This is a genomic window from Clostridium sp. ZBS15, from assembly GCF_023845705.1.
Taxonomy (GTDB): Bacteria; Bacillota; Clostridia; order Clostridiales; family Clostridiaceae; genus Clostridium; species Clostridium aquiflavi.
The window spans coordinates 1-12,814 of sequence record NZ_JAMQHY010000034.1 but is presented as its reverse complement, the minus strand read 5'-3'; the positions used below and the strand labels follow the sequence as shown (position 1 = coordinate 12,814).

The 12,814-nt window shown below is 26.3% G+C and carries 9 protein-coding genes, 1 tRNA gene and 2 pseudogenes; 11 read left to right on the top strand and 1 reads right to left on the bottom strand.

Annotation, left to right across the window (positions count from 1 at the left end):
• Positions 1–6: 6 nt before the first annotated feature.
• Entirely contained in the window at positions 7–399 is a 393-nt protein-coding gene (locus NG904_RS09685; RefSeq protein ID WP_252231365.1) for a hypothetical protein, read from the top strand.
• 155 nt (positions 400–554) lie between these two features.
• On the opposite strand, the pseudogene NG904_RS17635 reads toward NG904_RS09685, so the two are convergent.
• Positions 555–692 (bottom strand): annotated as a pseudogene (locus NG904_RS17635) (YvrJ family protein); the annotation flags it as partial.
• Between the two features lie 205 nt (positions 693–897).
• Between NG904_RS17635 and NG904_RS09675 the strand changes: the two are divergent.
• From NG904_RS09675 to NG904_RS09630, 10 genes and pseudogenes are all read left to right on the top strand, one after another.
• On the top strand, positions 898–1,125 hold the full coding sequence (locus tag NG904_RS09675) for a DUF3791 domain-containing protein (protein ID WP_252231363.1): 228 nt from the start codon (positions 898–900) through the stop codon (positions 1,123–1,125).
• Positions 1,122–1,607 (top strand): annotated as a pseudogene (locus tag NG904_RS09670) (DUF3990 domain-containing protein). Before NG904_RS09675 ends, NG904_RS09670 begins: the two are co-directional and overlap by 4 nt.
• A 1-nt stretch (position 1,608) precedes the next feature.
• Positions 1,609–1,851: a hypothetical protein gene (locus NG904_RS09665; RefSeq protein ID WP_252231361.1), complete on the top strand. Its 243-nt coding sequence runs from the start codon at positions 1,609–1,611 to the stop codon at positions 1,849–1,851.
• A 440-nt stretch (positions 1,852–2,291) separates the two neighbouring features.
• Positions 2,292–4,313, top strand: coding sequence for a type I restriction-modification system subunit M (locus NG904_RS09660; protein WP_252231359.1), 2,022 nt, complete (start codon positions 2,292–2,294; stop codon positions 4,311–4,313).
• Entirely contained in the window at positions 4,313–5,728 is a 1,416-nt protein-coding gene (locus NG904_RS09655) for a restriction endonuclease subunit S (protein WP_252231357.1), read from the top strand. The genes NG904_RS09660 and NG904_RS09655 overlap by 1 nt, the downstream gene beginning before the upstream one ends.
• 72 nt (positions 5,729–5,800) lie before the next feature.
• Positions 5,801–6,958 carry an AAA family ATPase gene (locus NG904_RS09650; RefSeq protein WP_252231355.1) on the top strand — a complete coding sequence of 386 codons (1,158 nt, stop codon included), beginning with the start codon at positions 5,801–5,803 and terminating at the stop codon, positions 6,956–6,958.
• On the top strand, positions 6,945–7,550 hold the full coding sequence (locus NG904_RS09645) for a retron system putative HNH endonuclease (RefSeq protein ID WP_252231353.1): 606 nt from the start codon (positions 6,945–6,947) through the stop codon (positions 7,548–7,550). Before NG904_RS09650 ends, NG904_RS09645 begins: the two co-directional genes overlap by 14 nt.
• Positions 7,551–7,759: 209 nt before the next feature.
• Positions 7,760–10,741, top strand: a complete 2,982-nt coding sequence (locus NG904_RS09640; RefSeq protein WP_252231351.1) for a type I restriction endonuclease subunit R — start codon at positions 7,760–7,762, stop codon at positions 10,739–10,741.
• 262 nt (positions 10,742–11,003) lie between these two features.
• Positions 11,004–12,230, top strand: a complete 1,227-nt coding sequence (locus tag NG904_RS09635) for a Y-family DNA polymerase (RefSeq protein WP_252214876.1) — start codon at positions 11,004–11,006, stop codon at positions 12,228–12,230.
• Between the two features lie 226 nt (positions 12,231–12,456).
• A tRNA-Trp gene (locus tag NG904_RS09630) sits at positions 12,457–12,531 on the top strand.
• Positions 12,532–12,814: the final 283 nt, after the last annotated feature.

Below are 12,814 nucleotides of genomic sequence, written 5' to 3'. Positions count from 1 at the left end.
TTTATAATGAAGCTAAAAAGGCCTATATTATTAACATTCATTGCAGATTTAAATTTGCTTGGTGCATTTTTAATAATAATATCATTATTTCCACTACCAAAATTTATTGAACAATTTGGCGTTTTTGTTATTCCAATATCTGATTTATTAGATGTTACAATTAGAATGTTAAGTATTCTAACTATGTTAATAATATCATATGGATATTTTAGAATTAAAAAATGGGGTTATGGTTTAATGATAACTTATAATCTATTTTTTTTAGTACTATCTATGATTTTTATAGTATTTGAAATTAAAAATTCGTATAATACACAAGGAATAATACAATCACTTATAGGATTAATAATTACATTTCCATCTAAACGATATTTTATTAAAGAAAATGAAGAAGATTAATATTCCTAAGTTATGAACCAATAAAAATAAATAAAAAATTGTAAAATTGCAAATTCAACCTCTTGAATAATGCGATTTTTAGATGATACAATATTAGTCTAAAATAACCATGTTAAAAGGCAATAAACATGAAAACTATGTTTATTGCCTTATTTTTATGCAACATTATTAGAATCATTATTAGATTTGTTAGTATCAATAGCAATTCCAAGTTTAGCACTTATTATGGTATTCAATTTATTAATTGAAGCACTTAAAGAGTTTAGTTGCTTTTCTAGTCGTATAAGTAGATATAAGCAATAGAGAACTTATATGGTGAGGTAGTTTACGAAAAAGATAGTGTAGTATGTTTTTTTATTAAGTTTATAAAATAAATAATATAGGTTATATTTGAAGTAACAACGAATTTATTAAAAAGTGTTATATGGTAGTATAATATTTGTATAAAAAGAATTTTTTGTAATGAATAATTATATTATGAATGTGAGGTTTTTTAAGATGGTGAAATTAAATAATAAAGAAAGAATAAGTGAATTTGCATCATTTTGTATAGAAAATTTTAAAATTAAACATTCTATGTCTGGAAAAGATGTTGCTAATTTATTTAAGGTAAGTGGTACACTTGGATTTATAATAAATGGATATGATATGCTTCATACTCAAGGAAAAGAATATATATTAGAAGAGATAGAGATATTTTTAAGAAATAGGGGGTATGAGCTGTGATTTTATATCATGGCAGTAATGTAGTTGTTACTGATCCTAAAATAATAAAAGCTAATAGAACTTTAGATTTTGGAAATGGATTTTATACTACAACTAGTAAAGAATAGGTATGTAAATGGGCAAGTATTAAGAAAAATAGAGAAAACTCAGAATATGGTATATTAAATATTTATGAGATTGACGATAAAGTATTAGAAAGTAAAATTCTAAAAATTAAGAGATTTAATGAAGCTTGTGAGGAATGGTTAAATTTTGTTATTGATAATAGATTGAATTTAAAATATAGACATGAATTTGATATAGTAGAAGGACCAGTAGCAGATGATAGAGTTTATGTTTGTTTAAATGCTTTTGAAAATAGATTTATGGATATGGAATCTGCAATAAGAGAACTTAGGACTTATAAGTTAGCAGATCAAATATCTTTTCATACAGAAGAAGCAATTAATTCATTAAAGTTTATTGGAAAAGAGGAGGCATAGTATGTCTTTACCTGAAATTACTCAAGAAAATGTACATGTATTTATTCCTTTTAAGGTTGCAAAAGTTACAGGTATGATCATTGAAACAGAACATAATAGCTTGGAAGATGCTTTAATGGAAGTATATAATTCCAAGGTTTACTCTGACTTAGAGAATGAAGAAACTAAGCTTTGGCATGAAGGTGCTACTTATATATATGAAAGCTTAAAAGAAGAAAAACAAAATAAATCTTTATTACTGTAGATTTTCTCAAAGTATAACTTCTTTTTTTCTTCCCATAAATTCTCACCTCTTAATTAATTTTAAAATATATATATGTTTGAGTTTATAAAAATCTAAAATTCTAAAAAAGAAAAGAATAAAAAAGAAAAAAATTTTAGAAGTTTAGAACTTAAGAATTTAAGAATTTGCTTGCATAATGCGACTTAACAAGATTTTAAATTTATAATTTTACTATTTTTTATGTATTTTTAAAAGTAAAACTATAATATAAAAAATTTAGAATAGAATATAAAAAAACAGGCAAGTTATAAAATGTTATAATCAATATGTAATATAAAAATAAAACATATATGAGCTTCATTAAAGTTTCTTCGTTTATATAAGTGAAGAAACTTAATTAGATATTAATTAAAAAAATATATTAGTATAATAAAACAATGATATGAGTAGGAGAAAAGCAAATGGATAATAATTTTAACCATGTTTCATTTTTGTGGAATATAGCTGAAAGTTTAAGAGGAACATATAAAGAAGAGGATTACAGAAAAGTAATGCTTCCAATGATAGTTGTAAGAAGATTTGACTGTCTTTTGGATGATTATAATAAAGAGATAATTAAAGAAGTATATAACAATTATGATTTCATTCCAGAAGAAGAAAAGGATGAAATAGTAATAGCTGATTTAAAAGAAAATCATAATATAGATTTGCAATTTTATAATATATCAGATTTCACTTGGAAGAAGCTTTTAGATGATAGTGAAAATATAAAGTCAAACTTTGAAGAGTATCTTAATGGTTTTTCTAATAATGTAAAAGAGATAATTGGTAAGTTTAAGTTTAAAGATGAGATAGCTCAATTAGATAAGAAGAATAAGTTATATGCAGTTCTTCAAAAGATGTATGAAGTGGATCTTCATATAAATGCAGTATCTAATAATAAAATGGGTTATATATATGAAGAAATGCTTAGAAGATTTACGGAAAATTCAGCAGCAGGAGAACAATATACTCCAAGAGAAGTTATTAGACTTTGTATGGAAATGTTATTTTTAGGAAAAGAAAGCTTTCTTACTGAAGAAGGTAAGGTAATATCTATAGCTGATTTTTGCTGTGGAACAGGTGGGATGCTTTCTATAGGTGAAGATTATATTGAGAATTTAAATTCAAAAGCAATAGTTGATGTATACGGTCAAGAGTTATTAGATGAATCTTTTGCAATATGTCAGGCTGATATGCTTATGAAAGGACAAAATCCAGATAATATAAGACTTGGAAATACTTTAATTGAAGATAGATTTAGTGGAGATCATATGAGATTTCTTATAAGCAATCCTCCATTTGGAGTAACTTGGAAGGATGAAGAAAAGAAGGTTAAGGAAGAATCAGATTTGGGTTTTGATGGTAGATTTGGAGCAGGAACGCCAAGAGTAAGTGATGGTTCATTATTATTTCTTCAAAATATGATAAGCAAGATGTATCAAGATGAAGAAGGAAGTAGAATAGCTATAATCTTTAATGGTTCACCATTATTTACAGGGGATGCAGGTAGTGGAGAGTCTAACATTAGAAAATGGATTATAGAAAATGATTTACTTGAAGGAATTATAGCTTTGCCAACAGATATGTTTTATAACACAGGTATAGCTACTTATATATGGGTTCTTACAAATAGAAAAGATGAAAAGAGAAAAGGTAAGATACAACTTGTTAATGCAACCGAATATTATAAAAGTATGAGAAAGAGTTTAGGTAATAAGAGAAAAGAAATATCACCTGAACAAATACAAGAAATTAAAGATTTATATAAAAACTTTGAAGAAAATGATAACTGTAAAATCTTTGATAATAAAGAGCTTGGATATAGAAAAATAACTATAGAAAGACCATTAAAATTAAGTTTTAAAGTAAATGAAGAGTCTATAGAAAGAGTAAAGGAAACATCTCAATTTATAAACCTTGCAAAATCAAAGAAAAAAGATGAAATAGTAAAAGCAAAGGAAGAAAGATTAGGAAGAAAAGAGCAAGAAAAATTAATTAAGATATTACAAAGCTTTGAAATAAATAAAGAATATTTAAATAGAGAAGAATTTATAAAAGAACTTAAAAGAAAAGCTAAAGAATTTGAAGTAACACTTGGAGCAGCACTTTTAAAAGCTATATGCAATGCTATTGGAGAAAGAAATGAAAATGCAGATATATGTAGAGATTCTAAGGAAAATATAGAAAGTGATTCTAGCTTAAAAGATACAGAATCAATTCCATTAAAAGAGGATATAAATGCTTACTTTGAAAGAGAAGTAAAACCACATGTACCTGATGCTTACATGGATATATCTACCTTTGATAATATTGGCTATGAAATACCTTTTACTAGACATTTCTATAAATATGAAAGCTTAAGACCTTTTGCTGAAATAATGAAAGAAGTTGAAGAACTTGAAAGTGAAATAGCAGTGGAAATAAGGAAGGTGCTTAGTTAATGGACAATGGAAAATTGACAGTGGACAATGAAGTGAGTAGTGGAATGAAGTTTAGATATAGAAATGAAGATGAGATGAAGGATAGTGGGGTTGAGTGGATAGGAAAGATACCTAAAGATTGGGATATTATAAAGATAAAATATGTTTCGCCAATTGGAAGAGGTGCATCACCAAGACCAATTGATGATGAAAAATATTTTGATGATAATGGAGAATACGCTTGGACAAGAATTGCAGATGTGAGCATATCAGGAAAATATTTACTAGAAACTTCACAGAAGATGTCAAAGTTAGGTTCTTCATTTAGTGTTAAACTACAACCTGGAAGTTTATTTATAAGCATTGCTGGAACAGTTGGAAAACCATGTATTACTCAAATAAAAGCATGTATTCATGATGGGTTTATTTATTTTCATGGTTTAAAAGAAGAATACATAGATTTTTTATATAATATTTTTTCAGTAGGAGAATGTTATGCAGGATTGGGAAAGTTAGGAACTCAATTAAATTTAAACAGAGAAACAATAGGAAATATATATATTCCTAATCCTAATAGTAATATAAAAGAAAAAATTTCAAAATTTATAAGTAAAAAAACAGCTCAATTTGATTCTATAATTTCAAAAAAAGAAGTTTTAATTAAAAGATTAGAAGAAGCTAAAAAAAGTCTTATAAGTGAAGTTGTAACAGGTAAGCTTAAGGTGGTTAAAACTTTTGATGGATATGAGCTATTGGAAAGAAAAAAAGAAGAAATGAAAGATAGTGGAGTTGAATGGTTGGGGGAGATTCCGTTAGAATGGAAAGTTACTAAATTAAAATACAATTTAGATAAAATAGGAAGTGGAAAAACTCCTAAAGGTGGAGCTGAAGTATATTCAGATAGAGGAGTCGTTTTTATAAGAAGTCAGAATGTATATAATGATGGATTAAGATTAGACGATGTTGTCTTTATAAATGAGGAAATCGATAATGAAATGAATAATTCAAAAGTTAAATTTAATGATGTATTATTAAATATTACAGGAGGATCGATTGGAAGAAGTAGTCTTGTATATAATAGAGATTTAAGAGCTAATGTTAATCAACATGTTTGTATATTAAGACCAATCATTTATAAAATTAACCCTACTCTTTTACATGCAATTATTCAGAGTAACATAACTCAATTACAAATTGAAGCATTACAAAATGGTTCCAACAGAGAAGGATTAAATTTTGAACAAATTGCAAATATTGTAATGGTAAAAAGTAATGATATGCAAGAACAGGAATTGATAGTTAAATATATACAGAATATTACTAATAATATATATATATCAATAAATAAAGCTAAACAACAAATAGAAAAATTAAAGGAAGCTAAACAAAGTCTAATAAGTGAAGCAGTTACAGGTAAAATTGAAATTTTAGATTAATTGTATGTAAGTAACTTTAGTTTACAGCTAATCTATTGATATAATAGTTTTAAGGAAAGGAGATGTATGGGAGTGAAGGTAGAAAAGATAAAGTATAATGGTCATAAACTATTCAATAATTTAGAGATAGATTTTAAAGATTCAAATAATGATATATTAAATACTATTGTTATTATTGGTGAAAATGGAGCTGGTAAAACTACTTTATTAAAAAGTATCTATGATGCTTTTGATATAGCTGAACGTGGATATCAGGAATTAGAAGATAACAAAGTTGAATTAACTCCAGCATTATACGCAGTAACTATTAAGTTAGAAGATAATGAAATTGGAATGTTAAGTCCAGAGGTTGCGTTTCAATTAGGAAATAATCCTAATGAACCTAAAGTTTTATATATGCCAACAGAAATAAATTTTGAAAAAGTTAATAAAGTAGATAATACATTAAATTTTGTACCAAATTTTCAAAATGTGATAGATCAAAATATGACTCAAAATATACCATCATTTATAGCAACTAAAATAAACAAAGAAATATTTAAAAATAGAAATAAAACCATAGGTGAGGTTATAGATAAAGTTTGTGATGATATAAATGGTATATTTTCTATTATGGATTTAGACGTTAAGCTAGTAGGTCTTTCTGAAACAAGTGAAACAAAGCCTATATTTAGAAATAGCTTAGGAAATGAATTTGATATTACTGGATTATCTTCAGGTGAAAAACAATTATTTTTACGTGCATTATCATTAAAATTTTTAGAAGTAAATAATTCTGTGATTTTAATTGATGAACCTGAAATATCACTACATCCACAATGGCAAAAGAAAATAATTGATGTATATGAAACTATAGGTAAAAATAATCAAATTATTATAGCAACACATTCACCGCATATTATTGGGGATATAGAATCAAAGCAGTTACGCATTATAAAGAAAGATAAAGATGGAATTAAGCTTGTTGATAATAGTGAAGTAAATGAAACTTATGGAAAAAGCATAGGTGATATATTAAGTACTACTATGAAAGTAGATAGCTTAAGAAATGAAGATATTACAATTAAATTAAACAAAGTTTATGAATTATTAAATAGAAATTTATATGATACAGAAGAGTTTAAAGAAATATTTAATTATCTAAGAAAGTATTTAGGAGATTTAGATAAAGATATTATGAGAATAAGATTGGATATATCTGTTAGGAATAAGAAGAATGCTAAAAGTTAATAAGGAACAAGAGCCAAACTTTTTATTAGAATATAAGAAAAAATACTCTCCTAAATCATGGAATGATTACAATAATGATGATATAAAAACTAAGATTAAAGAAAATGTTTTAGTCATGGAACAAGATGAATATTGTCCTTATTGTGAAAAGAGAATATACGATAATAATGATGGACATATAGAGCATATTAAGCCAAGAGATCACTATCCAAAAGAGTTTCAGAATTATGATAATCTTTTAGTGTCATGTAATCAGAAAAATAGTTGTGGAACTTATAAAAAGAATAAGTATGATTATAAATTTATAAATCCAGTTATAGATAATCCAAAACATTATTTTGATTATAATATTGCTAATGGAGAAATAATACCTAGAAGTAATGATGAAAACAGCACTGAATATATGAGGGCAATCTATACAATAGAGGTTTTAAATTTGAATTGTTATGAGTTAACGGAAGCTAGAAAAGCTTTGATAGATATACTAGATGTTTATAGAGAAAATTATGAGGAATATAATGAGTATTTACAATTTTTTATTAATGATGGTCATAACTTTCCAAGTTTAATAAATTTATATATGCAATTGTAGATAACAAGATAGCTATTTTGTATAGAATTAAATTTTAGGATATATTTGAAACACTAAGGTATAAAAATGCTTTAGTGTTTTTATTCGTGCATAAATTATAAACTTAGGTAATTGGTATGATTAAATCCTGTAAAATATGAATCATATATTGTATAATTTTAGTATAAATTGATACTATAGGAATACAGAATTGAAGAGGGGGAAGGTATATGCTACCCAAGGAAAAGGATTTAGAAGAACTTATTGAGAATTATCTAATATCCGTTGGATTTGACCAGGGACATTCTCAAGAGTTTGATTTACAATATTGTTTATTTTCAGAAGATTTATTTAGATTTTTAGAAGCTACTCAAAAGGAGTTATTAGATGAGTTTAGATCTAATAGAGGAGCTAATTGGAAAAAGTCATTTTTAGATTTGGTTAATTTAAATATAAATAGAAGAGGGCTTATTAGTGTTTTAAGAAATGGTATTGAAGATATTATGATGAATGGTACTTTTAAGTTATTTTATAATAAGCCTAATTTAAGTTCTAATAAAACTGATTTGAATAATTATAAGGAAAATTTATTTAAGATTACTAGACAGTTGAAATATAGTGATAAACATAATAATACTTTAGATGTAGTTTTATCTTTAAATGGTTTTCCGGTTATAGTTATGGAACTTAAGAATCAATTTACAGGACAAAATGTTTATGATGCTATCAGACAGTTTAAGGTGGATAGAAATCCTAATGAAAAGTTATTTGGGTTTAATGAAAGAGTATTAGTTTACTTTGCAGCAGATACTGATGAAGTTTATATGACAACTGAGCTTAAAGGGGCTAAAACTTTCTTTTTACCATTTAACAAAGGATTTAAGAGAGGAAAAGGAAATCCGAAAGTAGAAGGTAAAGAAAAGACTTGTTATCTTTGGGAGGAAATCTTAAGAAAAGATAGTTTACTTGATATTATTAAGCGTTTCTATTTTATACAGGAAGACGAGAATAAAAAGAAAAAAGCTATTTTTCCAAGATATCATCAGTTAGATGCTGTAAGAAAAATTGTAGCAGATTTAGAAGTGAATAGGGCAGGGTTAAATTATCTTATAGAGCATAGTGCAGGTAGTGGTAAGACTAATACAATAGCATGGACTGCACATAGATTATCAAGTTTGCATGATGAAGAGGATAATGCAATATTTGATTCTGTGATAGTTGTTACAGATAGAAAGGTACTTGATAAACAGCTTCAAGATGCTATATATCAGCTTGAACATAAAAAGGGATTGGTTCTTAAAATAGATGATAAGAAAAACTCATCGGATTTAGCAAAGGCTATAACAAGTGGAGTTAAGATAATAATTACTACAATTCAAAAGTTCCCTTATGCACTTGAAAAGATTAAGGAATTAGAGAAGAGAAAATATGCTGTTATTATTGATGAGGCACATTCATCTACAGCAGGTGAAAATATGAGTGCTTTAAAAGAAACTTTGGCTGGAAAAACATTAGAAGAAGCAGCAAAAGAGCAAGCAGAGGAAGAAAAAAATGAAAAGTCTAGCATGGATAAGATGTCTGAGTTAATTGAAAAAAGAACAGACTTAAATAATATAAGTTTCTTTGCATTTACTGCTACACCTAAAAATAAGACAATACAGATATTTGGTAGAGTAGGAGAAGATAGAAAGCCACATGAATTCCACTTATATTCTATGAAACAAGCAATAGAGGAAAAGTTTATATTAGATGTTCTTAAAAATTATATGCCGGTAAGTGTTTATTATAAGGTTGGTAAGAAAATAGATGATAATCCAGAGTTTGATAAGGGTGAAGCTAAAAGAGCTATTAATAAGTTTGTTAGCTTAAATGAATATAATATAAGAACAAAAGTTGAAACAATAGTAGATGACTTTATGGAAAATAGGGTTATGTGGATAGGTGGAAAAGCTAAGGCAATGGTTGTTACTTCTAGTAGACTTCATGCAGTAAGATATAAGTTAGCAATAGATAGGTATATTAGGGAAAAGGGATATAGTGTAAAAGCATTGGTGGCCTTTTCTGGTACTGTTAATGATGAAGATGAAGAATATACAGAAGTATCTATGAATAAAGCAGTTGCACCTGATATTACTGAAACAAATTTACCTAAAATATTTGATAAGGATGATTTTAAAATTCTTATTGTTGCAGAAAAATATCAAACAGGCTTTGATCAACCAAAGCTTTGTGCAATGTATGTAGATAAAAAGTTAGATGGGGTAAAAACAGTACAAACTTTATCAAGATTAAATAGAACTTATTCTGATAAACAAACATTTATTTTAGATTTTCAAAATTCAGTAGAAGATATTCAAGAAGCATATAAGCCTTATTTTGAAATGACTAATATAGATAAAGTTACAGATCCTAATGTAGTAAATGATTTATGGTATCAGCTACATGAATATGGAATATATCATGATGAAGAAGTAAATGACTTTGCAGTTCTTTTCTATAAAGAAAAAAGGACTAATGCCCAAAATGGTAAAATGAACAGCATAATTGATAAAGGTGTTGAAAGATACTGTTTTATTGAAGAAGATGATGAGAAAAAAGCTGATGAGTTTAAAAAGAAAGCACAGAAATATATAACATTTTATAATTTCTTGCTTCAAATTTATCCTTTGAAAAACTTAAATCTTTTAAGGCTTCAAGTGTATTTAGTAGCTTTATTAAAGAAGTTACCTAAGAAAGGTAAAGAAAGAGTAAACTTAGATGATATGTTAAGTTTAGATTATTATAAGCTGCAAAAGTTAGGTAAAGATGAAAAAAGGGGAACAGATATATCATTAACCTATGGTGAAGGTGAACTAGTTGGAATATCGGAAAATGCTACATCACGTATAAATGAAGATCAAGAAGAATACTTAGATGATATAATACAAAGAATAAATGATATTTTTGGTATTGGATTAACGGAAGAAGATAGGATAATAATTGACCAATATGAAGAAATGTTTAAGCAAGATAAAAATATTATGGATATAGCTAAGGCAAATAGTTATGAGGATTTAGTAAATACATTTGCAAAGAGCTATTTTAAAAGAGGAATAGTTAAAACAAAAAATAGAAATGATAGATTAGTTAAAGAGATATTAACAAATAGGAATTTAGAAAATTTTATGGTTCACTATTTAGCTGAAAAAATTTATGATCAAGCTAATAAATAGTTTTGGTATGACTTAAGAGATTAGACATATGGATAACTAGTCCATGGATTAGAAGTTCAATTACAAGAATATTCAAAGGCAGAAGAAACTAAGCTTTGGCATGAAGGTGCTACTTATATATATGAAAGCTTAAAAGAAGAAAAACAAAATAAATCTTTATTTAATTAGTTTATTAAATAAAGATTTATTTTTTTACTTTACAATAGAACTAATGTTCGTATAAAATTATAGTGAAGTAAGAATACATTTAGGGAGTGTAGATATATTGGGTAGAAGTGATAAATTAATTTTTCATATAGATGTTAATTCTGCATATCTTTCTTGGACAGCACTTAAACTTTTAAATGAAGGTAGCAATATAGACATAAGAAAAATACCATCAGCTATAGGTGGGGATGAGGAAAAACGTCATGGTGTTGTTTTAGCAGCATCAATACCAGCCAAGAAGCTAGGAGTAAAGACAGGTGAGAGTTTATATGAAGCTAAAAAGAAATGTCCTAATTTAGTTATATATCCGCCAGATCATAGTTGGTACTTTAAACTTAGCAATGAAATGATAAAAATATTAAAGGAGTATTCTCCTAAGATAGAAAGATATAGTATTGATGAATGTTTTATGGACTGTACTCATTATAAAGGTAATTATAATATGATGTCTGTAAATATCAAAAACAGGATAAGTGCAGAGCTTGGGTTTAACTGTAATATAGGAATATCAACAAATAAATTATTAGCTAAGATGGCAAGTGATTTTAAACCTAAGAATTCAATACACACTTTATTTAAAAATGAAATTAAACAAAAAATGTGGCCACTTCCAGTTGGAGAATTATTTATGGTTGGTAAATCTACTAAATTGAAATTAACTAAATTAAATATTAAGACAATAGGAGAACTAGCTAATTTAGATGTTAATTTTTTAATTGAAAAAATGCATTCACATGGAAAACTTATATATGAATATGCTAATGGAATAGATAATTCTGAGTTAGTTGAATCAGAATCTTTAAAAATAAAAGGAATAGGAAATTCTACGACTCTTTCTAAGGATGTTGATAATACTGAAGAAGCTTTGAAAATCCTACTTTCTCTTACAGAAAATGTTTCAAGAAGGCTTAGAGAAAGTAAAAATTTATGTTCTATTGTTACTGTAAGCATAAAAACTAATAATTTTATATTATATTCTCATCAAAAGGTTTTAAGTAACTATACAGATAATACTATGGAAATTTTTAAAGGAATAAAAAAAGCTTTTTATGAATGTTATAAAGGAGAAAAAATACGTTTATTAGGAGTTAGACTTACTAAATTGTGTGATAATAAGTATTATCAGCCTAGTCTTTTTGATTTTAAAAATAATGAAAAACAGAAGAGTCTAGATATTACAATGGATATGATAAGAAAAAAATATGGTAAGGAGTCTATAGTCAGATCTGAATTATTAAATTCGTCTGCAATAAATTTAAAAGATGATATAAATAAATACTGATTAAATAAAAATATAAATTAATTATGTTATGAATAAATTTAATATAATTAGATAAGATAATGTTTTATTATTAGTTAAAAGTTGAAAATTATATTTTATGTATTTTATCTTAGAATTTTAAATTTAATAAGTATAAAAAAGAAGATAAGTTTAATTTTACTATTAAGTTATTTTTTAAATCTTGTTGACATAAATATGGTATTCATGTTAAAATTAAAAACGACTTAGGGGTATGGCTCAACGGTAGAGTAGTGGTCTCCAAAACCATTGGTTCTGGGTTCAAATCCTAGTGCCCCTGCCATAAGAAAAAGCTAGAATATAAATTCTAGCTTTTTTTATATTTAAAATTAATACTCCGTTTTAAATGTGTGTTGATATATGCAATAGGTAAAGTGACATGGTAATTAGACTTTGAGAATTCTTAAGTGAGAAGCTAAATTTTATATTTAGCCTGTCAAACTTACTCAGCGAAGTCGAGTTTCCTTTTGAATTCTACATTTACTGCTTGTCTTAATTTCACATTGAGAGCAAGCTAAAATGGGACTATACTCATTTTTAGTATTCCTAAGTTTAATTACTCCGTT

Bases quoted from the DNA above. Each gene is read 5' to 3' on its own strand.
- NG904_RS09655 (WP_252231357.1), top strand. From the start codon at position 4,313: ATGGACAATGGAAAATTGACAGTGGACAATGAAGTGAGTAGTGGAATG.
- NG904_RS09660 (WP_252231359.1), top strand. From the start codon at position 2,292: ATGGATAATAATTTTAACCATGTTTCATTTTTGTGGAATATAGCTGAA.
- NG904_RS09665 (WP_252231361.1), top strand. From the start codon at position 1,609: ATGTCTTTACCTGAAATTACTCAAGAAAATGTACATGTATTTATTCCT.
- NG904_RS09640 (WP_252231351.1), top strand. From the start codon at position 7,760: ATGCTACCCAAGGAAAAGGATTTAGAAGAACTTATTGAGAATTATCTA.
- NG904_RS09675 (WP_252231363.1), top strand. From the start codon at position 898: ATGGTGAAATTAAATAATAAAGAAAGAATAAGTGAATTTGCATCATTT.
- NG904_RS09645 (WP_252231353.1), top strand. From the start codon at position 6,945: ATGCTAAAAGTTAATAAGGAACAAGAGCCAAACTTTTTATTAGAATAT.
- NG904_RS09685 (WP_252231365.1), top strand. From the start codon at position 7: ATGAAGCTAAAAAGGCCTATATTATTAACATTCATTGCAGATTTAAAT.